22 protein-coding genes and 1 pseudogene are annotated in these 24039 nt (G+C 73.3%); 11 read left to right on the plus strand and 12 right to left on the minus strand.

Annotated features, from left to right (window positions below):
* Positions 1–383: 383 nt before the first annotated feature.
* Positions 384–1394: a tryptophan--tRNA ligase gene (trpS, locus tag ACIRSU_RS19360; protein WP_403793657.1), complete on the plus strand. Its 1011-nt coding sequence runs from the start codon at positions 384–386 to the stop codon at positions 1392–1394.
* On the opposite strand, the gene ACIRSU_RS19365 is transcribed toward trpS, so the two are convergent.
* A complete protein-coding gene (locus ACIRSU_RS19365; RefSeq protein WP_403793658.1) occupies positions 1352–2362 on the minus strand; it encodes a GlxA family transcriptional regulator in 1011 nt (336 codons plus the stop codon). The two genes, trpS and ACIRSU_RS19365, sit on opposite strands and share 43 nt — an antisense overlap.
* An 84-nt stretch (positions 2363–2446) precedes the next feature.
* On the opposite strand from ACIRSU_RS19365, the gene ACIRSU_RS19370 reads away from it, so the two are divergent.
* Positions 2447–3040, plus strand: a complete 594-nt coding sequence (locus ACIRSU_RS19370) for a cysteine hydrolase family protein (protein WP_403794852.1) — start codon at positions 2447–2449, stop codon at positions 3038–3040.
* Positions 3041–3045: 5 nt separating this feature from the next.
* On the opposite strand, the gene proC is transcribed toward ACIRSU_RS19370, so the two are convergent.
* From proC to ACIRSU_RS19395, 5 genes and pseudogenes are all read right to left on the minus strand, one after another.
* Positions 3046–3855 (minus strand): pyrroline-5-carboxylate reductase, encoded by an 810-nt coding sequence (gene proC / locus ACIRSU_RS19375; protein ID WP_403793659.1) that lies wholly within the window; start codon positions 3853–3855, stop codon positions 3046–3048.
* An 85-nt stretch (positions 3856–3940) separates the two neighbouring features.
* Positions 3941–4678 carry an ABC transporter permease gene (locus ACIRSU_RS19380; protein ID WP_403793660.1) on the minus strand — a complete coding sequence of 246 codons (738 nt, stop codon included), beginning with the start codon at positions 4676–4678 and terminating at the stop codon, positions 3941–3943.
* The gene (locus ACIRSU_RS19385) at positions 4678–5478 is read right to left on the minus strand and encodes an ABC transporter ATP-binding protein (protein ID WP_403793662.1); all 801 of its coding nucleotides are present in this window, start codon (positions 5476–5478) and stop codon (positions 4678–4680) included. Before ACIRSU_RS19385 ends, ACIRSU_RS19380 begins: the two co-directional genes overlap by 1 nt.
* Positions 5479–5561: 83 nt before the next feature.
* Positions 5562–6068 carry a hypothetical protein gene (locus ACIRSU_RS19390; protein WP_403793664.1) on the minus strand — a complete coding sequence of 169 codons (507 nt, stop codon included), beginning with the start codon at positions 6066–6068 and terminating at the stop codon, positions 5562–5564.
* Between the two features lie 46 nt (positions 6069–6114).
* A pseudogene (locus ACIRSU_RS19395) lies at positions 6115–6357 on the minus strand (SH3 domain-containing protein); the annotation flags it as partial.
* Between the two features lie 138 nt (positions 6358–6495).
* Between ACIRSU_RS19395 and ACIRSU_RS19400 the strand changes: the two are divergent.
* Positions 6496–8685, plus strand: a complete 2190-nt coding sequence (locus ACIRSU_RS19400; protein WP_403793666.1) for a PQQ-binding-like beta-propeller repeat protein — start codon at positions 6496–6498, stop codon at positions 8683–8685.
* 83 nt (positions 8686–8768) lie between these two features.
* On the opposite strand, the gene ilvD is transcribed toward ACIRSU_RS19400, so the two are convergent.
* The 4 genes from ilvD to ACIRSU_RS19420 form a co-directional block, all read right to left on the minus strand.
* Entirely contained in the window at positions 8769–10622 is a 1854-nt protein-coding gene (gene ilvD, locus ACIRSU_RS19405) for a dihydroxy-acid dehydratase (RefSeq protein WP_403793668.1), read from the minus strand.
* Between the two features lie 134 nt (positions 10623–10756).
* Entirely contained in the window at positions 10757–11383 is a 627-nt protein-coding gene (locus ACIRSU_RS19410) for a TetR family transcriptional regulator (protein WP_403793670.1), read from the minus strand.
* Positions 11380–12204: a sugar phosphate isomerase/epimerase family protein gene (locus ACIRSU_RS19415; protein WP_403793672.1), complete on the minus strand. Its 825-nt coding sequence runs from the start codon at positions 12202–12204 to the stop codon at positions 11380–11382. Before ACIRSU_RS19415 ends, ACIRSU_RS19410 begins: the two co-directional genes overlap by 4 nt.
* 129 nt (positions 12205–12333) lie before the next feature.
* Positions 12334–13260: a Ppx/GppA family phosphatase gene (locus ACIRSU_RS19420; protein ID WP_403793674.1), complete on the minus strand. Its 927-nt coding sequence runs from the start codon at positions 13258–13260 to the stop codon at positions 12334–12336.
* A 149-nt stretch (positions 13261–13409) separates the two neighbouring features.
* Between ACIRSU_RS19420 and ACIRSU_RS19425 the strand changes: the two genes are divergently transcribed.
* Positions 13410–14186, plus strand: coding sequence for a hypothetical protein (locus ACIRSU_RS19425; RefSeq protein ID WP_403794855.1), 777 nt, complete (start codon positions 13410–13412; stop codon positions 14184–14186).
* Between the two features lie 70 nt (positions 14187–14256).
* Here ACIRSU_RS19425 and ACIRSU_RS19430 read toward each other — a convergent pair whose 3' ends face one another.
* A complete protein-coding gene (locus ACIRSU_RS19430; protein ID WP_403793676.1) occupies positions 14257–15990 on the minus strand; it encodes a hypothetical protein in 1734 nt (577 codons plus the stop codon).
* 174 nt (positions 15991–16164) lie between these two features.
* Here ACIRSU_RS19430 and radA point away from each other — a divergent pair, with 174 nt between their 5' ends.
* On the plus strand, positions 16165–17568 hold the full coding sequence (radA, locus tag ACIRSU_RS19435; protein WP_403793678.1) for a DNA repair protein RadA: 1404 nt from the start codon (positions 16165–16167) through the stop codon (positions 17566–17568).
* A gap of 269 nt (positions 17569–17837) precedes the next feature.
* Positions 17838–18896, plus strand: coding sequence for a DNA integrity scanning diadenylate cyclase DisA (disA, locus tag ACIRSU_RS19440; RefSeq protein WP_403794858.1), 1059 nt, complete (start codon positions 17838–17840; stop codon positions 18894–18896).
* Positions 18897–18976: 80 nt separating this feature from the next.
* On the opposite strand, the gene ACIRSU_RS19445 is transcribed toward disA, so the two are convergent.
* Positions 18977–19843, minus strand: a complete 867-nt coding sequence (locus ACIRSU_RS19445; RefSeq protein WP_403793680.1) for a hypothetical protein — start codon at positions 19841–19843, stop codon at positions 18977–18979.
* A gap of 240 nt (positions 19844–20083) precedes the next feature.
* Here ACIRSU_RS19445 and ACIRSU_RS19450 point away from each other — a divergent pair, with 240 nt between their 5' ends.
* The 5 genes from ACIRSU_RS19450 to cseB all read left to right on the plus strand — a co-directional run bounded on the left by ACIRSU_RS19450 (position 20084) and on the right by cseB (position 24016).
* Positions 20084–20746, plus strand: a complete 663-nt coding sequence (locus tag ACIRSU_RS19450; RefSeq protein WP_403793681.1) for a phosphatase PAP2 family protein — start codon at positions 20084–20086, stop codon at positions 20744–20746.
* A 33-nt stretch (positions 20747–20779) separates the two neighbouring features.
* Positions 20780–21760 carry an A/G-specific adenine glycosylase gene (locus ACIRSU_RS19455; RefSeq protein ID WP_403793683.1) on the plus strand — a complete coding sequence of 327 codons (981 nt, stop codon included), beginning with the start codon at positions 20780–20782 and terminating at the stop codon, positions 21758–21760.
* A gap of 184 nt (positions 21761–21944) precedes the next feature.
* Positions 21945–22526 carry a SigE family RNA polymerase sigma factor gene (locus ACIRSU_RS19460; RefSeq protein WP_403793685.1) on the plus strand — a complete coding sequence of 194 codons (582 nt, stop codon included), beginning with the start codon at positions 21945–21947 and terminating at the stop codon, positions 22524–22526.
* 43 nt (positions 22527–22569) lie between these two features.
* Positions 22570–23247, plus strand: coding sequence for a hypothetical protein (locus ACIRSU_RS19465; protein WP_403793687.1), 678 nt, complete (start codon positions 22570–22572; stop codon positions 23245–23247).
* A 67-nt stretch (positions 23248–23314) separates the two neighbouring features.
* The gene (gene cseB, locus ACIRSU_RS19470) at positions 23315–24016 is read left to right on the plus strand and encodes a two-component system response regulator CseB (RefSeq protein ID WP_403793689.1); all 702 of its coding nucleotides are present in this window, start codon (positions 23315–23317) and stop codon (positions 24014–24016) included.
* The last annotated feature ends 23 nt before the right edge of the window (positions 24017–24039 follow it).

The raw sequence follows: 24039 nt of genomic DNA on the forward strand, positions 1-24039 counted from the left end.
CTCACGCTCAAACCTCGAACGCGGATTCCTCATTTCGCAAAAACGCACGGAAAGACAAGACGGCGACGCGACAAAGCACACCGTCAGGCGTTGAGTGGTTCTTGCGGAATCGCTGTCCGGGGCCGACCGGGGTCGGTGCTCACGTCGGACAACTCGGAGAACACTACGGACCTGGGAATCCCGTGTCAACCCGGGTCCGGCTAGGTAGCCTGTGCGCATGACTACGCATGCGCACAGCACCCAGTGGTGGGCCGCCTGACCCGGCGGCCGCACTCGCGCATGCAACACAACGGCCGCCGCCTCGGCGGCCGTTCGCGTATCCCCCTCCGGGAGCCCGGCCGACGAGTCGGCGGGCGTCCGACAGGAGAGGGAGAGCCAAGGCCATGAAGCGGATCTTCAGTGGGGTCAAGCCGACCGGGCATCTGACGCTGGGGAACTACCTGGGGGCCGTGCGGCGGTGGGTCGAAGTCGACCAGCACCGGGCGGACGCGCTGTTCAGCGTGGTGGACCTGCACGCACTGACCGTGGAGCACGATCCGGGGCGGGTGACCCGGCTGAGCCGGCAGGCGGCGACGCTGCTGCTGGCGGCCGGGCTCGATCCGGAACGGTGCACCGTCTTCGTACAGAGTCATGTGGACGAGCACGCGCGGCTCTCGTATCTGATGGAGTGCGTGGCCACGGACGGCGAGATGCGCCGAATGATCCAGTACAAGGAGAAGAGCGTCCGGGCCCGGGAGGCCGGGCAGAGCGTGCGGCTGTCGCTGCTGACGTATCCGGCACTGATGGCGGCGGACATCCTGGCGTACGGGACCGACGAGGTGCCGGTGGGCGAGGACCAGACGCAGCACGTGGAGCTGGCGCGGGACCTGGCGGTGCGGTTCAACCAGCGGTACGGGCATGTGTTCACGGTGCCGAGGGCGGTGAACCCGGTGGTGGCGGCGCGGGTGATGGATCTGCAGGACCCGACGTCGAAGATGGGGAAGTCGCACGAGAACGGGTCCGGGATCATCTATCTGCTCGACGACGCGGACACGGTGCGGCGGAAGATCATGCGGGCCGTGACGGACAGCGGGCGTGTGGTCGTCTACGACCGGGAGGAGAGTCCCGGGGTCGCGAACCTGGTGGATCTGCTCGCCGCGGCCACCGGCTGCAAGGGTCCGGCCGAGCTGGCCGACGCGTACGACTCGTACGGGGCCCTGAAGAAGGACACCGCGGAGGCGGTGGTCGAGCTGCTGCGGCCGGTGCGGGAGCGGCATGCGGAGCTGGCGGCGGATCCGGGGTACGTGGCCGGGGTGCTGCGGGAGGGGGCCGAGCGGGCACACGGGATGGCGCGGCCGGTCGTCGACCGGGCCTATCGGGCGATCGGGCTGCTGCCGGCGGAGCCCGCCGTGTGACGGAAGGCGGCACGGTAGTCGCGCGGGCTGGTGGCGAGGTGCGAGGCGAAGTGCTGGCGCATGGTGACCTCGCTCCCGAAGCCCGCGCGGCGGGCCACCTCGGGGAGGGGGTGGTCGGTGCGTTCGAGGAGTTTCTGGGCGGCGGCGACGCGCTGGGCGATCAGCCAGCGGGCGGGTGTCGTGCCGGTGGTCGCCTGGAAGTGGCGGGCGAAGGAGCGGGCGGACATGCCGGCGCGGGCGGCGAGGGTCGCGACGGTGTGCGGTGCGTCGAGGTGGGCGAGGGCGTGGGCGCGTACGGCGGCGAGGGCGTCGGCGTCGCGGTCGGCGCGCGGGGTGGGGTGCTCGATGAACTGGGCCTGGGTGCCGGTGCGGAAGGGCGCGGTGACCATGGAGCGGGCGATCGTGGCGGCGACTTCCGCGCCGTGTGCCGTACGGACGAGGTGGAGGCAGAGGTCGATGCCCGCGGCCGTGCCGGCGGAGGTCCAGATGCCGGTGTCCTCGATGAAGAGGGCTTCGGGTTCGACGGTGGCCCGGGGGTGGCGGTCGGCGAGGGTGCGGGCGTGGCGCCAGTGGGTGACGGCGCGGCGGCCGTCGAGGAGGCCGGCGCGGCCGAGGACGAAGGCGCCGGCGCACAGGGAGGCGACGGGGATGCCGGCGGTGTGGGCGCGGCGCAGGGCGTCGAGGACGGGAGCGGGGACGTCGGCGTCGGGGTCCTCGATGCCGGGGACGAGGACGAGGTCGGCGGGGGTGAGTGCGTCGAGCCTGTCGAGCGGGGTGTCGGGGGTGAGGCTGAGGCCGCCGCGGAGGGGGACGGGGACGGCGGGGTCGGCGGCGGCGCGCAGGAGGGTGAAGGGCGGGACGCCGCGGTCGCGGCGGTCGGTGCCCCAGACCTCGGTGACGACGGAGACGTCGAAGGCGCGGATGCCGGGGAAGGCGAGGAGGGCGATGCGCTGGACGGCTTCTGTCACGCTTGGCAGTAAACCATCGATCGACGGCTTTTCCGCCTCTGGGGCGGAAGGGCCCGGGGCAGCAGGATCGTGGGCATGGAGATCATGGAGAACATCAAGGTCGAAGCGAACGCGGCGCTCATCGTCATCGACGTGCAGAAGGGGTTCGAGGACGCCTTCTGGGGCCGGCGGGACAACGCGGACGCCGAGCGGAACATGGCGGCGATCATCGACCGGTGGCAGGAGACGGGACGCCCGGTCGTCTTCGTACGGCACGACTCTCCGCGGGCTGGTTCGCCGCTGGCGCCGGAGTCCGAGGGCAACGCCTTCAAGGACTTCGTCGAGGAGCGGCGGGGCAGGGGCACCGGGCCGGAGCTGCTGGTCACCAAGACCGTGAACTCGGTCTTCTACGGGGAGCCGGACCTGGACACCTGGCTGAAGGAGGCCGGGATCGGGCAGTTCGTCATCGTCGGCATCCAGACGAACATGTGCAACGAGACCACCGCGCGGATGGGCGGGAACCTCGGTTACGACGTGCTGTTCCCGATCGACGCGATGCACACCTTCGACCTGGCCGGGCCCTTCGGGTGGACGCGGTCGGCGGAGGAGCTGACCCGGGCGACGGCGGTGTCGCTGCACGGCGGGAAGTTCGCCCGGGTCGTGACCGCGGAGGACGTCCTGAAGGGGACGGCCGTGTAGTCGGTTCAGCCGTTGCCGGAGGCGAGCTCGCGGCTGCGGTCGCGGGCGGCTTCCAGTGCGGCGATGAGGGCGGCCCGTACGCCGTGGTTCTCCAGCTCGCGGATGGCGGAGATGGTGGTGCCGGCGGGGGAGGTGACGGCCTCGCGGAGCTTGACCGGGTGCTCGCCGCTGTCGCGGAGCATGACGGCGGCGCCGATGGCGGCCTGGACGATGAGGTCGTGGGCCTGGGCGCGGGGCAGGCCGAGCAGGATGCCGGCGTCGGTCATGGCCTCGACCAGGTAGTAGAAGTACGCGGGCCCGGAGCCGGAGAGGGCGGTGGCGGCGTCCTGCTGGGACTCGGGGACGCGCAGGGTCTTGCCGACGCCGCCGAAGATCTCCTCGGTGTGGGAGAGGTGCTCGGGGGTGGCGTGGCTGCCGGCGGAGATCACGGACATGCCCTCGTCGACGAGGACGGGGGTGTTGGGCATGACGCGGACGACGGGGGTGCCGGTGGTCAGGCGTTCCTCGATGAAGGCGGTCGGGATGCCGGCGGCGGCGCTGATGACGAGGCGGTCGGCGGCGACGTGCGGGGCGAGCTCGTCGAGCAGCCGGCCCATGTCCTGGGGCTTCACGGCGAGGATGAGGGTGTCGGCGCGCTTGGCGGCGTCGGCGTTGCTGACGGCCTCGACGCCGTAGCGGGCGTGGAGTTCCGCCGCGCGTTCGGCGCGACGGGCGGTGACCAGGAGGTTCGCGGGGCGCCATCCGGCGCGGATCATGCCGCTGAGGAGCGCTTCACCGATCTTGCCGGTGCCGAGGACTGCGACGGTCTGGGTCATCGTTCTGTTCACCTCGCCGGAGGGGGTTACGTGTCGTCATCCTCGCACCGGGCCCTGTCCGGCGCGTCGGCTGTCCACGGAACGGTCATGCGGTGCGGCGGCGGAGGGTGGCGGCGCCGAGGCCGAGGACGAGGACCGCGCAGCCGGCGACGACGAGGGCGTCCCGTACGAAGTCCACGGTGATGTCGGTGTGGCGCAGGACCTGGTTCATGCCGTCGACGGCGTACGACATGGGCAGCACGTCCGAGATCGCCTCCAGGGCCGGGGCCATCCGGTCGCGCGGGGTGAACAGGCCGCAGAGCAGCAGCTGCGGGAAGATCACGGCCGGCATGAACTGGACGGCCTGGAACTCGGACGCGGCGAACGCCGAGACGAAGAGGCCGAGGGCGGTGCCGAGCAGCGCGTCGAGCAGGGCGACCAGGAGCAGGAGCCAGGGCGAGCCGATGACGTCGAGGCCGAGGAACCACAGGGCGAGGCCGGTGGCGAGGACGGACTGGGCGATGGCGACGAGGCCGAAGGCGAGCGCGTAGCCGGCGATGAGGTCGCCCTTGGCCAGCGGCATGGCGAGGAGGCGTTCGAGGGTGCCGGAGGTGCGTTCGCGCAGGGTGGCGATGGACGTCACCAGGAACATGGTGATGAGCGGGAAGATGCCGAGGAGCGAGGCGCCGATGGCGTCGAACGTCTGCGGGCTGCCGTCGAAGACGTAGCGGAGCAGGAAGAGCATCACGCACGGCACGAGCAGCATCAGGGCGATCGACCGCGGGTCGTGGCGGAGCTGACGCAGCACGCGGGCGGCGGTGGCGAGGGTGCGGGCACCGTTCATCAGTGGGGCTCCTCGGTACGGGTGCGGGTGCGGGCGCGGGCCGCGGCGGCGTCGACGAGGTGGAGGAACGCCTCCTCGACGGTGGCGGTGCCGCCCAGTCGGCGCAGTGCGTCGGGGGTGTCCTCGGCGAGGAGTTCGCCCTCGCGGAGCAGCAGCAGCCGGTGGCAGCGCTCGGCCTCGTCCATGACGTGGGAGGAGACGAGGAGCGTGGTGCCGCGGTCGGCGGCGATGCGGTGGAAGAGGTCCCACAGGTCGCGGCGGAGTACGGGGTCGAGGCCGACGGTCGGTTCGTCGAGGACCAGCAGTTCGGGCGTGCCGAGCAGGGCGACGGCGAGCGAGACGCGGCTGCGCTGGCCGCCGGAGAGCCGGCCGGCGAGGGCGTGGGCGTGGGAGGCGAGGTCGACGTCCTCGATGGCCCGGTCGACGGCGGTGCGGCGCTGGTCGCGGTGGGCGCGGCCGGGGAGCAGGACCGAGGCGAAGTAGTCGAGGTTCTGGTGGACGGTGAGGTCGTCGTAGACGGACGGGGCCTGGGTGACGTAGCCGATGCGGGCGCGCAGGGCCGGGTCGCCGGCGGGGCGGCCGAGGACGTCGAGGGTGCCGGTGACCTTGGCCTGGGTGCCGACGACGGCGCGCATGAGGGTGGTCTTGCCGCAGCCGGAGGGGCCGAGGAGGCCGGTGATGCGGCCGCGGGGGACGGTGAAGTCGAGGTGGCGCAGGACGGTGCGGTCGCCGCGGACGACGGTGAGGCCGGAGGCGGTGATGGCGCCGTCGACGGGACCGTCGACCGCTTTATTCATCATGTGATGAATAGTGGGCCTGGAGGTGCCGCACGTCAAGGACCCGGGAGCCCTGCAGCCCTGCAGCCCTGGAGCCCTGGAGTGGGTTAGCGCTTGGGCTTCTTGCGCTGGGAGGGGTTGCCGGCACGGCCGGCGCGGCGCTTCTCGTACTGCGCGCGGGCGGTCTCGTACTCCGTGCGGTGCAGCCTCTCGCCGGGCGCCTCGGAGAGCGCGCGGAAGAAGTACGCGAGCAGCGAGCCGATGAAGCCGATCGCCTTCACGCTGCGCAGCGCGTCCTCGCGTGCCGGGTCGGCCGGGCGGCGGGAGAAGCCCTCCCAGGTCCTGCGGAAGGCGATGGCGCTGCAGATCGCGAACATGACGACGACCAGGACGCTGACGAAGCCGCCGACCTCGGCGATCTCCAGGCCCTGGTACGCGAAGCGGAGCACGAGGCAGCCGGCGACCGCGGCGGCGAGCGACCCGACGGCGACGGCGGCGCGGCGCAGCCCGTAGTGGCCGGAGTGGTCCAGCCAGGTGGTCCCGAAGAAGCGGATGTCCTCGGGCTGGGGGCCGGCCGGCTTCTCGGGGGCGGGGGTGCGGTTCTCGTCGCTCACGAGTCGATTATCCCGCTCGGTCGTCCCCGCCCCCCGTGAAGAGGGGTCAGGAGCAGCGCGGGGCGACGTAGCCGTCGCTGCCGGTGTGCACGTAGGCGTCGGAGACGTAGTCGCCGTCGGCGATGTTGTCCCAGAGGTTGGTGGTGCCGTACGGGCCGCTGATCCACTCGCCCGGCGTCTGGCAGTAGATCGTCACATAGGAACCGGCCGGCAGCGTGCGCACGATCGGGTACTTGGTGCTCGGGCCGGACCGTACGTTCACCCGGTATCCGGACGCGATCTGATAGCGATTGGACATTCGAGCTCTCCCCCGTTCGGACGACGCGCGCAGGCTACCAAGCCATGTCCGGATTCGATGCGCCATGGTCTAGGCTCCGTGCGTCGTGCGCGCGCACGGCACTGACGGGGAAACACACGGGGTGGGGCTATGCCACCGTTGCGCGGCACCGGCGTCGGCCGGGAAGCGGAAGATCCTGAGTACGCGGGCGAGTACCGGCTCGGGGCCGTCCTCGGCTCCGGCGGCATGGGCATCGTCCGGCTGGCCCGCTCGGCCTCCGGGCTGAGACTCGCGGTCAAGATCGTCCACGCCACCTATGCGTCGGACCCGGAGTTCCGGGCCCGCTTCCGGCAGGAGGTGACCGCGGCGCGGCGGGTGAGCGGCGCGTTCACGGCGCCGGTCGTCGACGCCGATCCGGACGCGCCGCGGCCCTGGATGGCCACGCTCTACGTGCCCGGGCCGACGCTCGCCGAACAGGTCAAGAGGAACGGCCCGCTGAGCCCCGCCGAGCTGCGCCGGCTCACGGCCGGGCTCGCGGAGGCGCTGCGCGACATCCACCGGGCCGGGGTGGTGCACCGGGACCTCAAGCCGGGCAACGTGCTGCTCACGGACAGCGGACCGAAGGTCATCGACTTCGGCATCTCGCGGCCCGCGGACAGCGATCTGCACACGGAGACGGGCAAGCTGATCGGCTCGCCGCCGTTCATGGCGCCCGAGCAGTTCCAGCGGCCCCGGCAGGTCGGTCCCGCGGCGGACGTCTTCGCGCTCGGCTCGGTCCTGGTGCACGCGGCGACCGGGCGCGGGCCGTTCGACTCGGACAGCCCGTACATCGTGGCGTACCAGGTCGTGCACGACGAGCCGGACCTGACGGGCGTCCCGGAGGAGCTGGCGCCGCTCGTCGCGCGCTGCCTGGCGAAGGAGCCGGCGGAGCGGCCGACGCCGGACGAGGTCATGGCGGCGCTGCTGCCGCCGTCGTACGAGGCGGCGGCGTTCATACCGGCGCAGCGCCGGGCATCCTCGCCGATGCCTGCGGTGGCCGGGGACACCGACACGCGTGCGCTCAGGGCTTCCGGTGTCGACTCGGCCGCCACCACGGTCCCCCGCGCCGAGGCGGTCGAGGCACCGCGGCGCTCCCGCCGCCGGCCGCTCGCCGTCGTGGCCGCGGCCGTGCTCGCGGCGCTGACGGCGGGCGGCGTCCTGCTGGCCGTACAGCTCGGCGGGAGCGAGGGCGAGGAACGGGCGCAGCGGACGGCCGCGTCGCGGCCGCTCGACGTCTGGCGGACCGCGCTGCCCGGCGCGGGCGCCGCGGCGCCGGTCTGCGCCGTGGCTCCGTACGACGGCGCCCTGTTCTGCGCCGCGCGCGGCACGACCGCGGTGGCGCGGCTCGACGCGGGCACCGGCAAGCAGGCCTGGTCGGTGCCGAGCCGTGGCGACGGCACGGACGCCGTCGCGCCCGTGCTCGCCGGCGGGCGGCTCGGAACGGTCAGCGGCGACCGCTACACGACCTACGATCCGCGCACCGGCAGGCCCGGCTGGAGCGCGGACATGTCGGCGTACTTCGCCGACCCGCTCGCCGCGGGCGACACCCTGCTCCTCGGCTCCCCTTCGGGCACGTTCACCGCCCTCGACGGCGCGACCGGCCGCAGGCTCTGGCAGCACCCGCTGCGCGGGAACAGTGCCCCGCAGACCGGTCCGTACGACCCGGCGACCGGCCTCGTGCACGTCTTCGAGGCGTCCGCCGACGGCGCCCACACCCTGGTCACCTCGGTGCGCGCGAGGAGCGGCGAAGTCGTCCACCAGCACCGCCTGCCCGGCAACCTCGTGGCGGGCGCGACGGGCGCGGACGGCACGCTCTTCCTGACGTCCCAGGGGTTCCAGGGCCGAACCGGCGCGGTCGTCCGCCACGACCCGGCGCGCGGGACCACGAACCGCGTGCCGCTGCCCTTCAGCATGGAGGACCCGCGGATCGCCGCCCACGGCACCGCGGTCTACCTCCTCGACCACACCGGCGCGCTCGTCGCCGTCGACACGGCCGGCTCCGGCGGAGGCGCCGGCGGCCGCACGCTGTGGCAGCTGGAGACCTCCGCCGGGCACGTCTCCCAGCCGGTCCTCTCGGCCGACGGCACGCGCCTCTACTTCTCGGCGGCCGACGGGCGCCTGTTCGCCGTCGACACCGCGCGCGGCACCGTCCTCGGCCAGACCGAGCCCCGGCTCCACGACGGCAGGCTGGGCTTCACGGCCTCCGTGCCGACGCCGGTGGTGACGGGCGACCGCGTGTACGGGACGGCGCCGGACGGGTCGGTGTTCGCGGTGGACGGGCGGGACCCCGCCCACTGGTGACGGACGGTACGACGAAGCAGGAAGAACGAAGGGGGAGCGGTCGGCCGCTCCCCCTTCGTCCTTACTCGGTCACGCCGCGGGCGTCAGCCCAGCTTCGTCACGTCCCGCACCGCGCCCTTGTCCGCGCTCGTCGCCATCGCCGCGTACGCGCGCAGCGCCGCCGAGACCTTGCGCTCGCGGTTCTTCGGGGCGTAGACGCCGCCAAGGGCATCGCGGCGGGCGGCCAGGGTCGCGTCGTCGACCAGGAGCTCGATCGCACGGGTGGGGATGTCGATGCGGATGCGGTCGCCGTCCTCGACGAGGGCGATGGTGCCGCCGGAGGCGGCCTCCGGGGAGGCGTGGCCGATGGAGAGGCCGGAGGTGCCGCCGGAGAAGCGTCCGTCGGTGACGAGGGCGCAGGTCTTGCCGAGGCCGCGGCCCTTGAGGAAGGACGTCGGGTAGAGCATCTCCTGCATGCCGGGGCCGCCCTTGGGGCCCTCGTAGCGGATGACGACGACGTCGCCGTCCTTGACCTGCTTGTTGAGGATCTTCTCGACGGCCTCTTCCTGCGACTCGCAGACGACGGCCGGGCCCTCGAAGGTCCAGATCGACTCGTCGACGCCCGCCGTCTTCACGACGCAGCCGTCGACGGCGAGGTTGCCGCGCAGGACCGCCAGGCCGCCGTCCTTGGAGTAGGCGTGGGCGGCGTCGCGGATGCAGCCGCCCTCCGCGTCCACGTCGAGGGTGTCCCAGCGCTCGGACTGGGAGAAGGCGGTGGCGGAGCGGACGCAGCCGGGGGCCGCGTGCCACAGCTCGACGGCGTCCTCGGAGGGGGAGCCGCCGCGGACGTCCCAGTTCTTCAGCCAGTCGGCGAGGGAGGGGCTGTGGACGGCGTGGACGTCCTCGTTGAGCAGGCCGGCGCGGTGCAGTTCGCCGAGGATGGCGGGGATGCCGCCGGCCCGGTGGACGTCCTCCATGTAGTACGTGCCGCGGGGCGCGACGTTCGGCGCGACCTTCGCCAGGCAGGGCACGCGGCGCGAGATGGCGTCCATCTCGGTCAGGCCGTAGTCCAGCTCGGCCTCCTGGGCGGCGGCGAGCAGGTGGAGGATCGTGTTGGTGGAGCCGCCCATGGCGATGTCGAGGGCCATGGCGTTCTCGAACGCCGCGCGGGTGGCGATGTTGCGCGGCAGGACGGACGCGTCGTCCTCGTCGTAGTAGCGGCGCGTGAGGTCCACGACCGTGCGGGCGGCGTTCTCGTACAGCGCGCGCCGGGCGGTGTGGGTGGCGAGGACCGTGCCGTTGCCGGGCAGGGAGAGGCCGATGGCCTCGGTGAGGCAGTTCATCGAGTTGGCGGTGAACATGCCGGAACACGACCCGCAGGTCGGACAGGCGTTCTCCTCGATGCGGAGGATGTCCTCGTCCGACACCTTGTCGTTGACGGCCTCGGAGATCGCGTCGACCAGGTCGAGCGTGCGGACCGTGCCGTCGACGAGCGTCGCGCGGCCGGACTCCATCGGGCCGCCGGAGACGAAGACGGTCGGGATGTTGAGCCGCAGGGCGGCCATCAGCATGCCCGGGGTGATCTTGTCGCAGTTGGAGATGCAGATCAGGGCGTCGGCGCAGTGCGCCTCGACCATGTACTCCACGCTGTCCGCGATCAGGTCGCGGGACGGCAGCGAGTAGAGCATGCCGCCGTGGCCCATGGCGATGCCGTCGTCGACGGCGATCGTGTTGAACTCGCGGGCGATGCCGCCGGCGGCCGTGATGGCCTCGGAGACGATCCGGCCCACCGGCTGCAGGTGGGTGTGGCCGGGGACGAACTCGGTGAAGGAGTTCGCCACCGCGATGATGGGCTTCCGTCCGATGTCCGCGCCCGGTACACCGGAGGCGCGCATAAGGGCGCGGGCGCCCGCCATGTTGCGGCCGTGGGTGACTGTGCGGGACCTCAGCTCGGGCATCGTCGCTCGCTCCTCGTGATGGGTGTGCTTGCAGTCGAGCGTACGCTTCGACTCCAAGATCCGGACAACCGCGTCCGGCATGCGAGATAAATGTTCGGCTCGTGGTCAGGGGCCGAGGGGCGGCGGCCGAAGGGTCAGGGCTGCGTGAGGTAGCGCTGCAGCGTCGGCGACACCTGGGCCACGATCTCCTCCGGGTCCGCCGACGCCAGCGGCTCCACCTGGATCACGTACCGCAGGATCGCGATCCCGATCATGTGCGAGGCCGCCAGCTCCGCCCGCAGCTTCGGCTCCGGTACGTCGAGGTCCGCCGCGATCCGCTCCAGGAGCCGGCGCAGCACGAAGCCCCGCAGCACCTTCGCCGCCGCCTCGTGCGTCAGCGCCGAGCGGATGATCGCGAGGAGCGGGGCGCGGGTCGCCGGGTTCTCCCAGACGCCGACGAAGAAGCGGGCCAGCCGCTCGCCGATCGCGTCGCGCGGGCCCGCGACGATCGCCGGGACGACGGCCGTCGGCTCGAACGACACCTCGATCGCCGCCGCGAAGACCTCGTCCTTCGTCCCGTAGTAGTGGTGCACGAGCGCCGGGTCGACCCCGGCGGCCTTCGCGATGCCGCGGACGGAGGTCTTGTCGTACCCCTTCTCCGCGAACAGCTCCCGCGCCGCCTCCAGGATCCGCTCCCGCGCGCCCGGTCCGCCGTCGTCCGCGGCCGTACGCGAGGGACGGCCGCGCCGCCGGGGAGCACCGCCCGTCGAACCGTCGCTCACGCGTGCGTGCCCCGGGAGGCGGCGGCCAGGTGGAGCCGGGTGAAGGCCAGCGCCTCGGCGAGATCGGCCTCGCGTTCGGCGGAGGACATCGCGCGCCGGGTGTTGACCTCGATGACGACATGGCCGTCGTAGCCGTTGTGGGCGAGCCGCTCGAGCAGCTCCGCGCACGGCTGGTTGCCCCGGCCCGGGACCAGGTGCTCGTCCTTCGCCGAGCCGCGCCCGTCGGCGAGGTGGACGTGGCCGAGCCGGTCGCCCATGCGGTCGACCATGGCGAGGGTGTCGGTGCGGGCGGTCGCGGTGTGCGAGAGGTCGATCGTGAAGTGCCGGTAGTCGGCCTTGGTGACGTCCCACTCGGGGGCGTACGCGAGCATCTCGCGGTCCTTGTACCGCCAGGGGTACATGTTCTCCACGGCGAAGCGCACGTCCGTCTCGTCCGCCATCCGCCAGATGCCGGTCACGAAGTCCCGCGCGTACTGGCGCTGCCAGCGGAACGGCGGGTGCACGACCACGGTCGACGCGCCCAGCTTCTCGGCCGCCGCCTGCGCACGCTGGAGCTTGACCCACGGGTCGGTGGACCAGACGCGCTGGGTGATCAGGAGGCAGGGGGCGTGCACGGCGAGGATCGGGACCTGGTGGTGGTCCGAGAGCCGGCGCAGCGCCTCGATGTCCTGGCTGACCGGATCGGTCCACACCATGATCTCGACGCCGTCGTAACCGAGGCGCGCGGCGACCTCGAAGGCCGTCGCCGTCGACTCCGGATAGACCGAGGCCGTCGACAGGGCGACCTTCGCATCCGGGATGCGCACCGCTGGTTCTGCCACGGAGACAGGGTACGGGGCGGGCCTGGGGGCCGGGGGGTGGTTCCGGTCACCTCCGGGTCCGGCCCCCCGCTCCCGGTAACCGCGCCCCCGTACCCGTACCCGTACGCGCGCCCCCGGCCCGCGCCGGTCTTACGGCAGGTGGTCGAGCCTCCGCAGGATCACGCCCTCGCGCAGCGCCCACGGGCAGATCTCCAGCTCCTCGACCTCGAACAGGTCCATCGCGCCCTCCGCGACCAGCGCGCCCGCGAGCAGCTGGGCGGCCCGGCCCTCGGAGACGCCGGGCAGGGCGGACCGCTCGGCGACCGTCATCGCGGCGAGCCGCGGCACCCACTCCTCCAGCGACTTCCGCGACAGGTTGCGCTGCACGTAGAGGCCGAAGCCGGAGCCCGGCGCGCCCGCGATACGGGCCAGCTGCTTGAAGGTCTTGGACGTGGCCACGACATGGTCCGGGGAGCCGAAGCGGCTGAACTCGCCGACCGTACGGGCGATCTGCGCGCGGACGTGGCGGCGCAGCGACTTCACGTCGGCCGGATCCGCCGGGTCGCCGGGCAGCCAGCCGGAGGTGAGCCGGCCGGCGCCGAGCGGCAGGGAGACGGCGGCGTCGGGCTCCTCGTCGATGCCGAAGGCGACTTCGAGGGAGCCGCCGCCGATGTCGAGGAGGAAGAGCTTGCCGGAGGACCAGCCGAACCAGCGGCGGGCGGCCAGGAAGGTGAGCCGGGCCTCCTCCTCGCCGCTGAGCACCTGGAGCGCGATGCCGGTCTCCTCGTACACCTGCTGGAGGACGGCGTCGGCGTTGCTGGCCTCGCGCACCGCGGAGGTGGCGAACGGCAGCACCTCCTCGCAGCCCTTGTCCTCGGCGGCGATGAGCGCGTCGCGGACCGTGCCGACGAGCCGCCGGACCCCCGCCTCGGCGATGGCGCCGCGCTCGTCGAGGAGCTCGGCGAGGCGCAGCTCCGCCTTGTGGGAGTGCGCGGGCAGCGGGCGGGCGCCGGGGTGGGCGTCCACCACCAGCAGGTGCACTGTGTTCGAACCGACGTCGAGGACTCCGAGTCTCATGGACGAAACGCTACTGCGCGCGCCCGCATACGCTTGGTCTTGTGCCAAAGACGAAAAAGGTCAAGCCGGGCAAAGACAGCACGGACACCGCAAAGGACACTGCCAAGGACGCCGCCGGGCAGGCGAGGCTCTCGCACGCCGCGAAGGCCGTGAAGAAGCGGGCCAAGGACCAGGAACCCGACGAGAAGGGCCTGGACTTCCCGCGCGCCTGGGTGGAGTTCGCCGACCCGGAGGACGAGGAGCAGGTCTACCGCTGTGACCTGACCTGGCTCACCTCCCGCTGGACCTGCATCTTCGGCAACGGCTGCCAGGGCATCCAGGAGGGGCGCGCGGACGACGGCTGCTGCACGCTGGGCGCGCACTTCTCCGACGAGGACGACGAGAAGCGGGTCGCCGAGCACGTGGCCCGGCTCACGCCCGACCTGTGGGAGTTCCACGACGTCGGCACGGAGACGGGCTGGACGCAGGTCGACGAGGACGGCGACCGGCAGACCCGCCGCTGGAAGGGCTCCTGCATCTTCCAGAACCGGCCCGGTTTCGCGGGCGGCGCGGGCTGCTCGCTGCACATCCTGGCCGTGCGGGAGGGCCGGGAGCCGCTGGAGACCAAGCCGGACGTCTGCTGGCAGCTGCCGGTGCGGCGCACGTACGACTGGATCGACCGGCCCGACGACACCAGGGTGCTCCAGGTGTCGATCGGCGAGTACGACCGGCGCGGCTGGGGCCCGGGCGGCCACGACCTGCACTGGTACTGCACCACCGCGAGCTCGGCGCACGTCGGCAAGGACCCGGTCTACGTCTCGTACAAGCCGGAGCTCGTCGAGATGATGGGCAAGGCGGCGTACGAGGTGCTCGTCGGCCTGTGCGAGGCGCGGCTCGCGTCGCAACTGCCACTGGTGGCGCCGCACCCCGCCGACCCGGCGGACTAGCCGCCCGCATCGCCGCACCCCGCCGACCCGGCGGACCAGGGCCTGTCCGACCCTGATCCGCCGAACAGGCCTAGCCGCCCGCGGGGGCCGGGTCGGTGCTCGTCGGCGACCCGCCCGTGGACGACGAGTCGCTCGGCGCGGGCGTCGGGTCCGTGGTCGGGTCCGTCGTCGGCGGCCCGGTCGTCGGGTCCGTCGTGGGCTCGGTCGTCGACGGCGGCGGAGTGGTCGGCGGCTCGCTGGTGGGCGGCGGGGTCGTCGGGTCCGTCGTGCTCGGCGGCGGGGACGTGGGCTCGGTCGTCGTCGGGGGCGGCGGGGTCGCCCCGTAGCCGCCGATCCGCACCACCGCGCCCGACGGGTTGACGCCGACCCGCGCGCTCCAGGCACCGGCCGGTTCGCCGGCGCGGTCGACGAAGATCCGCACGGTGACCGACTCGCCGGGGCGCAGCGTGCCCGACGCCCGGCTCACGTACAACCAGGGCGCGTCCGACCAGAGCGCCCAGGCGCCCGGCTGCCCGCCCTCGTTGGTGAGCGTCAGCAGGGTCGTCCCGCCACTGCCGCGCGCGGCGACGGCGATCCGGGCCGGCGCGGGCTGCCCGGGCCGGGTCGGGGCGGCGGGCGCGCCGGGGCTGATCACCTCGACCGTCACGTCCGGGGCGCGGCTCCCGCGGGTGAAGCGGGGGTCGGGGGTCGTACGGGCGTTGCCGGTGTTCTCGTAGCGCTCGTACGGGCGCCCGTCGGCGCCGCCGGAGTGCGCGGCGCCCGTCGCGTCCGCGTCCCGCGCGCTGATCCGGGCGCCGTCCTGGCCCTCCCCCGCGACCGGCGTGCCGCGGTACGAGGCCCACAGCGCGAGCACCGGCGCGGCGACGACCGCGGCGACGACGGTCGTGGTGACGGCCCGGGTGCGCATCCGGTCACGGCGCGCCGCGTGGTCCTTGGGGTCCATCGGGAAGCCCGTCGGCCCGAACCGCGGGGCCCCGGCCCGGGCGCGCGGGACGTGCAGCATCGCCACGTACGCGGCGGCCCGCGGCGCCTCCACGATCGGGAGGCGGACGGCGGTGGGGGCGCCCGGCCAGGGCGCGCCGGCCCCCGCGCGCTCGGCGGCCCGGCGGCAGCGCGGGCAGTCGTCGACGTGCCGGACCAGCTCGGCGCGCAGGGCCGCGGAAAGCAGCACCTGGTGGTCGTCGGTGAGCCGGGCCACGGTCGGGCAGTCGCCCGTCTCCACGACCGCGAGCGCGGCCCGGGTCCGCTCCACCTCGCAGGCCGCGGACTGCAGCAGCTCACGGCACGCGACCGGGTCGAGCGACAGCACGGCGGCGACCTCGCGGTGGCCGAGCCCGTGCCGTACCGCCAGTTCCAGGGCCTCGCGCTGCTCCGGCGTCGTGCCGGCCGCCTCGGGCCAGGCGAGCGCGGCCAGCTCGGCCCGGCGCCGCTCGGCGACCTCCGGCGCCACGCGCGGCGGCTCCGGCTCGGCCACGGCGGGACGGCCGGTGTGCGCGCCGCCCTGCCGCCGGCTCCGCTGCTCGCCGAGGCTGCGCAGACAGGCCCAGCGGGCCAGCGCGTACAGCCAGGCGCGGCGGCCGGGCTCGTCGGAGGGGCAGCGGCCGTGGTGCCGCTCGGCGATCGCGAGGACGTCGCCGAGGACGGCGGTGGCGGTGTCGTGGTCGCACAGAACCGAGAGGCAGTAGGTGAACAGGCCGTCCAGGTACTCCTCGTACCGGGCGGGCGGCCGCTGGCCGAGGGTGCGGGGACCGCCGGTGGGGCGGGTGGGGTGTTCCCTTGTGTCTTCCAGCCTGCTGCTCGTCACCCGGCGACGGTAGGCAGGAGGGAGGGGGGTCTTCGCACCGCTTGCGCGCTTTTAATCCATACGGGTGAAGCGACCACTCGAAAGGGGACACGAGCCGGAGCGCGGGCCCGTCGGCGGCGGCTGGGGCGAGCGGGCGGGGCGGGGTTGTCAGTGGGTCCCGCTACCGTGTGCGGCATGGCTGCTCGTACCAAAACCGCCAAGGACCGGCCGTCCTATCGCTGCACCGAGTGCGGCTGGCAGACCGCGAAGTGGCTCGGCCGCTGCCCTGAGTGTCAGGCCTGGGGGACGGTCGAGGAGTACGGCGCGCCCGCCGTGCGGACGACCGCCGCCGGGCGGGTGTCCTCCGCCGCGCTGCCGATCGGGCAGGTCGACGGGCGGCAGGCGACCGCCCGCAGCACGGGCGTCGACGAGCTGGACCGGGTGCTCGGCGGCGGTCTCGTCCCCGGCGCGGTGGTGCTGATCGCGGGCGAGCCGGGCGTCGGCAAGTCGACGCTGCTGCTCGACGTGGCGGCGAAGGCGGCGAGCGACGAGCACCGCACCCTCTATGTGACGGGCGAGGAGTCCGCGAGCCAGGTCCGGCTGCGCGCCGACCGGATCAAGGCGCTGAGCGACCACCTCTATCTGGCGGCCGAGACCGACCTGTCGACCGTGCTCGCGCATCTGGACGAGGTGAAGCCGTCGCTGCTGGTCCTCGACTCGGTGCAGACCGTGGCCTCGCCGGAGATCGACGGTGCCCCGGGCGGCATGGCGCAGGTCCGCGAGGTGGCCGGCGCACTGATCCGGGCGTCGAAGGAGCGGGGCATGTCGACCCTGCTCGTCGGGCATGTGACGAAGGACGGCACCATCGCGGGCCCCCGGCTCCTGGAGCACCTGGTGGACGTGGTGCTGCACTTCGAGGGCGACCGGCACGCGCGGCTCCGCCTGGTCCGGGGCGTGAAGAACCGGTACGGGGCGACGGACGAGGTCGGCTGCTTCGAGCTGCACGACGAGGGCATCACGGGGCTCGCCGACCCGTCGGGCCTCTTCCTGACCCGCCGTGACGTGGCCGTGCCCGGCACCTGTCTCACCGTGACGCTGGAGGGGCGCAGGCCGCTGGTGGCCGAGGTGCAGGCGCTGACGGTCGACTCGCAGATCCCGTCGCCGCGCCGGACCACCTCCGGTCTGGAGACCTCCCGGGTGTCGATGATGCTGGCCGTCCTGGAGCAGCGCGGCCGGATCAGCGCGCTCGGCAAGCGGGACATCTACAGCGCGACCGTCGGCGGCGTGAAGCTGTCCGAACCGGCCGCCGACCTGGCCATCGCCCTCGCGCTCGCCTCCGCCGCGAGCGACACCCCGCTGCCGAAGAACCTGGTCGCGATCGGCGAGGTCGGGCTGGCGGGCGAGGTGCGCCGGGTGACCGGTGTGCAGCGCCGGCTCGCGGAGGCGCACCGGCTCGGGTTCACGCACGCGCTGGTCCCGGGCGACCCGGGGAAGGTGCCGGCGGGCATGAAGGTCATCGAGGTCGCGGACATGGGCGACGCCCTGCGGGTGCTGCCGCGCAGCCGCAGGCCAAGGGCTCCCGAGGGGGCGGAGGGCTAGCGGAGGCGTACCGGAAGGGCGGCCGAGGGCGAGCGGAAGGGCGACCGAGGGCGAGCGGAAGGGCGACCGAGGGGGAGCGAAAGGCGAGGGGAAGGCGAGCGGAAGGGCGGCCGAAGGGGAGCGAAAGGCGAGCGGAAGGGCAGGTGCCGCCGGGACGGGCTCGGCTGGTCGCGGAGGGCTGCGGGGCGGTGTCGCTAGACTTTGCCCTGGTCTCGCCCATCCGTACGAGCCGGAGGAGTGCAGTGGCAGCCAAGGACAACGAGGCACTGATGCGTGCGTCGCTCAGTGCCGTCGCCCCCGGCACCGCCCTCCGCGACGGGCTCGAACGGATCCTCCGTGGCAACACCGGCGGTCTGATCGTCCTCGGCATGGACAAGACCGTCGAGTCGATGTGCACCGGCGGTTTCGTCATCGACGTCGACTTCACCTCCACCCGGCTGCGCGAGCTGTGCAAGCTCGACGGCGCGATCGTCCTCGACAAGGACATCTCCAAGATCCTCCGGGCCGGCGTGCAGCTGGTCCCGGACGCGTCGATCCCGACCGAGGAGACCGGCACCCGGCACCGCACGGCGGACCGGGTCTCCAAGCAGTGCGGTTTCCCCGTGGTCTCCGTGTCGCAGTCGATGCGCCTGATCGCTCTGTACGTGAACGGCGAGCGCCGGGTCCTGGAGGAGTCGGGCGCGATCCTGTCCCGCGCGAACCAGGCCCTGGCGACCCTGGAGCGCTACAAGCTGCGCCTGGACGAGGTGGCCGGCACGCTCTCCGCCCTGGAGATCGAGGACCTGGTGACGGTCCGGGACGTGACGGCCGTGGCGCAGCGTCTGGAGATGGTGCGCCGGATCGCCACCGAGATCGCCGAGTACGTGGTGGAGCTGGGCACCGACGGCCGGCTGCTCTCGCTCCAGCTCGACGAGCTGATCGCGGGCGTGGAGCCGGAGCGCGAGCTCGTCATCCGCGACTACGTGCCGGAGCCGACTGCCAAGCGCTCGCGCACGGTCGCCGAGGCGCTGACCGAGCTGGACGCGCTGACCCACGCCGAGCTGCTCGAACTGCCGATAGTGGCCCGTGCCATGGGCTACAGCGGCTCCATGGAGACCCTGGACTCGGCGGTCTCGCCGCGCGGCTACCGGCTGCTCGCCAAGGTGCCGCGGCTGCCGGGCGCGATCATCGAGCGGCTCGTGGAGCACTTCGGCGGGCTGCAGAAGCTGCTCGCGGCGAGCGTGGACGACCTGCAGACCGTGGACGGCGTCGGCGAGGCCCGGGCGCGCAGCGTCCGCGAGGGCCTGTCGCGGCTCGCGGAGTCGTCGATCCTGGAGCGGTACGTCTAGTCCGCCGCCACCTGCGCATACGCCGAGGCCCCGGGACGGATCGCCGTCCCGGGGCCTCGTGTCTCTTCCGAGCCGGCCGGTCAGTCCTTCGCGAGCTGGAACGACACCGGCGTCACCCGCGCTCCCGGCACCGACGCCTCCGCCAGGTAGTTGCCGGGGCCGACGGCCTGGCCGGCCGGGGCGGTCGTCGCGCACTGCGGGGCGCTGCGGCGGCGGTCCCACTCCACGGTGTGGGTGATCGTGGTGTGCGCCGGGACCCTGAGGAAGAGCGGGGTCGCGGGGCGCGGGCAGTCCTTCGAGGACCACAGCACGCCCGTGGTGTCACGGACCGTCAACACCGCGTTCTTCGGACCGAGATCGGTCTTGCAGTCGGCGCCGGTCGTGTTGGTGACGGCCAGCTTGAAGCGCGGCTTCTCGCCCGGCTCGTAGGCGTTCTTGGCGCCCGTGAGCCTCAACTGGAGTGCGCCGGGCGCGCAGTTCGGCAGCGGGGAATTGGCCGGAACCTGCTGTCCGGCGCCCGTACCAGCGCCGCCGTCGCCGCCCGCGCCGTCCGTGTCGCCGTTCTTGCCGCCGGTGGCCCCGGAGTCCGCGCCCGCGTCCGTACCGCCGTCGCCGCCGCCCGTGTCGCGGCCGGCGTCGCCACCGCCCTCGGTGTCACCGGAGCCGGAGCCGGAACCCGAACCGGAGCCGTCACCGGAGCCCGACTCGTCGCGGCCGCCCGGGTGTTGACTGATCGCCGGACCGGAGCCGGAGGGACCGGGAGTGATCGACGGCGCGGGAGAGGAGCCGTTGGCGTTGTCGTCCGGCTTCTTGCCTCCGCCGCCGCCGGACGTGAACGCCCAGGCGGCGATCAGCGCGAGCAGGGCAACCAGGCACAGCGCCACGGCCCTCCGACGCCAGTAGATGGAGGAGGGAAGCGGCCCGACCGGATTGCGCAGTGATCCCACGTCACGAACCTTACGAGAGATCAGCCCCAACTCCCGCCCCCCATGCCGCCCCAGACGCCAAGTTTTGCCGATGATCACATCCGGGACGCGGTCCGGTCCGGAGCGGGAACTCCACGGGCGCCGTCCGCGTTGTTCCCGGCACGGTCCGTGACGCCCGCGGCACCCCCTGCTCTCCTCGGGGACGGCCGTCGGCCCTCGGCCGGAGCGAGCTCCTCCGGAAGCGGGTTAACGTCATCGACCATGGACAACCTCCCTCACCTCACCGACGGGCTGTATCTCGACATCGTCGATTTCGCCCACTCCACCCCGCACTGGTTCCAGAAGATCGCGGAGGTGTGGACCGAGCTCGGGCTGCTGCTCTTCGGAGTGCTGTTCGTGGCCGGCTGGTGGCGGATGCGGCGCGGGTCGGCCGACGCGATGGCGCTCGCGCTGCTCGCCCCGCTCGCGACCGCCTTCGGCTACGTGGTGAACGAGGCGCTGAAGTCGCTGGTCGACGAGGAGCGACCGTGCCGCGCGGTCGCCGGGGCACCCGCCTCGCTCGTCGCCTGCCCGCCGCACGGCGACTGGTCCTTCCCCAGCAACCACTCCGCCATCGCCGGGGCCGCCGCCGTGGCGCTCGCGCTGTCGTGGCGCGGCATCGTCTGGCTGACCGCGCCGATGGCCCTGCTCATGGCCTTCTCCCGGGTCTTCGTCGGCGTCCACTACCCGCACGACGTCACGGTCGGCCTGCTGACCGGCGCCGTGGTCGCGTTCGTCGTCATGAAGGCGGCCCGCCGCCCGGCCCGGGCCCTGGTCGACACGGCCCGGTCCAGCCGGAGCAGCGCAGTCATGTGGTGCGTGGGGCGCGGTCCGCGCGTTCGTGCCTCCGCGCGCCCCGGAGGCGCACGCCACGGCGCGTACTGATCGACTCGGGAGCATGCCAGGATCGGAAGTGCCATGACTTCCATCCACACCACCCCCGAGACCCCTGTCGCGCCGTCCGCCGCGCGCTCCTCCGACCTCGCCGTGCCCGACGCGCCGCACGCGCCCGGCGAGCTGCACGCGCCCGACGCGCTGCACGGGCCCGTCCTCGCCTGGTTCGACCGGCACGCCCGCGACCTGCCGTGGCGCCGCCCGGAGGCGGGGGCGTGGGGCGTGATGGTCAGCGAGTTCATGCTCCAGCAGACCCCGGTCGTCCGGGTGCTCCCGGTGTACGAGCAGTGGCTGGCGCGCTGGCCGCGCCCCGCCGACCTGGCCGCCGAGGCGCCCGGCGAGGCCGTCCGCGCCTGGGGCCGGCTCGGCTATCCGCGCCGGGCGCTGCGGCTGCACGCGGCGGCCGTCGCCATAACGGAGCGGCACGGCGGCGACGTGCCGAAGGACCACGGGCAGCTGCTCGCGCTGCCCGGGATCGGGGAGTACACGGCGGCGGCCGTGGCCTCGTTCGCGTACGGGCAGCGCCATCCGGTGCTCGACACGAACGTGCGCCGGGTGTTCGCGCGGGCGGCGACCGGCGTGCAGTACCCGCCGAACGCCACCACCGCCGCCGAGCGCCGGCTCGCCCGGGCCCTGCTGCCCGACGACGAGCCGACGGCGGCCCGCTGGGCGGCGGCCTCGATGGAGCTGGGCGCGCTGGTGTGCACGGCGAAGAACGAGGACTGCGGGCGCTGCCCGCTGGCCGACCGCTGCGCCTGGCTGCTCGCCGGCAAGCCGGCCCACGACGGCCCGCCGCGCCGCGGCCAGACGTACGCGGGCACCGACCGGCAGGTGCGCGGCAAGCTGCTCGCCGTACTCCGCGAGGCCGTGGACCCGGTGGAGCAGGCGGACCTGGACGCGGTCTGGGACGAGCCGGTGCAGCGCGCCCGGGCACTGGACGGCCTGGTCGCCGACGGCCTGGTCGAACCGCTGGAGGGCGGCCGGTACCGGCTCCCGCTGAGCTGAGCGCCCTTCTCCCCGAGCACCCGAACCGAAACCTCCGGATCCGCCGCTGTTACACAACCGATGGACAGCCGTGCGCCCGCCGACGGCTCGCCCGGACAGCCCCGTGACAAGCGCTCCGTAGCGTCTTCGACGTAACGGAAACAGGTCTGATGGGTCTGGTCACGGGGATCGGAGGCGGTTCGGGATGGCGCATGGCGAGACGCTCGGCAAGGTGCTCGATTTCGAGGAGTACGTACGCACGCGGCAGGACGCGCTGCTGCGCAGTGCCCGTCGTCTCGTGCCCGACCCGGTCGACGCCCAGGACCTGCTGCAGACCGCGCTGGTCCGCACGTACGGGCGCTGGGACGGCATCGCCGACAAGTCGCTCGCGGACGCCTACCTCCGCCGGGTCATGATCAACACTCGGACCGAGTGGTGGCGGGCCCGCAAGCTGGAGGAGGTCCCCACCGAGACCGAGCAGATGCCCGACGCGCGGGTCGAGGACCCGACCGAGCAGCACGCCGACCGCGCCCTCCTCATGGACATCCTGAAGGTGCTCGCGCCCAAGCAGCGCAGCGTGGTCGTGCTGCGCCACTGGGAGCAGATGAGCACGGAGGAGACCGCTGCCGCGCTCGGCATGTCGACCGGTACGGTGAAGAGCACGCTCCACCGCGCCCTGGCCCGACTGCGCCAGGAGCTGGAGAGCCGGGCCGCCGAGGGCGACGCCCGCGCCCTGGACACGGGTGTCCTGGAGCGGACGGACGGGTCGATCCGGGCGGCGGCGTGACGACCGCGGCCGGACGGCGAGGCGACGAGCGGAAGCAGGAGCGGTGCGCGGCCTGAGTGCCAGACCCACGGAACGGGCGGCGAGCGTCACGGCGATGGCCGGGCTCGCCGCCGTCGGCGTGCTCGTCGCCGGTTGCTCGACCGGCGGCACCGGCTCGCGCGACGAGGGTGCGGCGCGCTCCGGCGAGGTCGCGTCGACGGCCCCGCAGGCCCCTTCGTCGTCGAACGCGCCCGGCGAGTACTCCAAGCAGGCTCCCCCGAAGGTCGATCCGATCGCCCTGCTGAAGAGCGACCCGAAGATCGGGGAGCGGCTGAAGTCCGACCTGAAGCCGTGCACGGCGGACGTCTACCCGGTGGACACCTCCTACGGGAACCTCACCAACTCCGGGGCGCCCGACATCGTCGTCAACGTGATGAGCTGCGGCGACATGGTCGGCATCGGCATGTACGTGTACCGCGAGGAGAACGACAAGTACACGAACGTGTTCATGGCCGAGGACGCGGCGGTGTACGGGACGATCGACCGCGGGGACCTCATCGTCACCAAGCAGGTGTACGCGAAGGGCGACCCGGTCGCGTACCCCTCGGGCGAGGACGTGATCACCTACCGCTGGACGGGGAACAGGTTCAGCCAGCACGACTGGGTGCACAACGACTTCAGCAAGGCGGCCGGGGACGGCGGACTGGACGGGACCGAGCCCGCGCCGGCTCCGTCCAGCTAGCCCCCGGCTCCCCGCCTCAGCACCCGATCCGACCCCCCACAGAGCGCGTACGCGGAAGGCACCACCCATGGCCGAGACCCATGTCCTGTTCGTCGAGGACGACGACGTCATCCGTGAGGCCACCCAGCTCGCCCTGGAGCGGGACGGCTTCACGGTGACCGCCGTGCCCGACGGGCTCTCCGGCCTCGACGCCTTCCGGGCCGACCGGCCCGACATCGCGCTCCTGGACGTCATGCTGCCCGGCATGGACGGCGTCAGCCTGTGCCGGCGGATCCGCGACGAGTCGACCGTGCCGGTGATCATGCTGTCGGCGCGGGCCGACTCCATCGACGTCGTCCTCGGCCTGGAGGCCGGCGCGGACGACTACGTCACCAAGCCCTTCGACGGCTCCGTCCTGATGGCCCGGATCCGCGCCGTGCTGCGCCGCTTCAACCACGCGGGCGAGGCCGGTGACGGCGCCGGGACCACGGCGGCGGCCGCGGGCGGCGTGCTCGCCTTCGGTGACCTGGAGGTCGACACCGAGGGCATGGAGGTGCGCCGGGCCGGCGTGCCGGTCGCGCTCACCCCGACCGAGATGCGGCTGCTCCTTGAGTTCTCGTCGGCGCCGGGCACGGTGCTGTCCCGGGACAAGCTCCTGGAGCGGGTCTGGGACTACGGCTGGGGCGGCGACACCCGGGTGGTGGACGTCCATGTGCAGCGGCTGCGCACCAAGATCGGCCAGGACCGGATCGAGACGGTCCGCGGCTTCGGCTACAAGCTCAAGGGCTGACCGGCCGGTGGACGTGAAGGGGC

The organism is Streptomyces sp. NPDC101160 (assembly GCF_044768205.1).
In the GTDB taxonomy this organism is placed as follows: Bacteria; Actinomycetota; Actinomycetes; order Streptomycetales; family Streptomycetaceae; genus Streptomyces.

Coding starts and splice junctions, on each gene's coding strand:
- ACIRSU_RS19420 (WP_403793674.1), bottom strand. CDS start 13,260: ATGAGACTCGGAGTCCTCGACGTCGGTTCGAACACAGTGCACCTGCTG.
- ACIRSU_RS19370 (WP_403794852.1), top strand. CDS start 2,447: ATGGAGAACATCAAGGTCGAAGCGAACGCGGCGCTCATCGTCATCGAC.
- radA (WP_403793678.1), top strand. CDS start 16,165: ATGGCTGCTCGTACCAAAACCGCCAAGGACCGGCCGTCCTATCGCTGC.
- ACIRSU_RS19380 (WP_403793660.1), bottom strand. CDS start 4,678: ATGAACGGTGCCCGCACCCTCGCCACCGCCGCCCGCGTGCTGCGTCAG.
- ACIRSU_RS19455 (WP_403793683.1), top strand. CDS start 20,780: ATGACTTCCATCCACACCACCCCCGAGACCCCTGTCGCGCCGTCCGCC.
- ilvD (WP_403793668.1), bottom strand. CDS start 10,622: ATGCCCGAGCTGAGGTCCCGCACAGTCACCCACGGCCGCAACATGGCG.
- disA (WP_403794858.1), top strand. CDS start 17,838: ATGCGTGCGTCGCTCAGTGCCGTCGCCCCCGGCACCGCCCTCCGCGAC.
- ACIRSU_RS19460 (WP_403793685.1), top strand. CDS start 21,945: ATGGCGCATGGCGAGACGCTCGGCAAGGTGCTCGATTTCGAGGAGTAC.
- proC (WP_403793659.1), bottom strand. CDS start 3,855: ATGACCCAGACCGTCGCAGTCCTCGGCACCGGCAAGATCGGTGAAGCG.
- ACIRSU_RS19400 (WP_403793666.1), top strand. CDS start 6,496: ATGCCACCGTTGCGCGGCACCGGCGTCGGCCGGGAAGCGGAAGATCCT.
- ACIRSU_RS19450 (WP_403793681.1), top strand. CDS start 20,084: ATGGACAACCTCCCTCACCTCACCGACGGGCTGTATCTCGACATCGTC.
- trpS (WP_403793657.1), top strand. CDS start 384: ATGAAGCGGATCTTCAGTGGGGTCAAGCCGACCGGGCATCTGACGCTG.
- ACIRSU_RS19385 (WP_403793662.1), bottom strand. CDS start 5,478: ATGATGAATAAAGCGGTCGACGGTCCCGTCGACGGCGCCATCACCGCC.
- cseB (WP_403793689.1), top strand. CDS start 23,315: ATGGCCGAGACCCATGTCCTGTTCGTCGAGGACGACGACGTCATCCGT.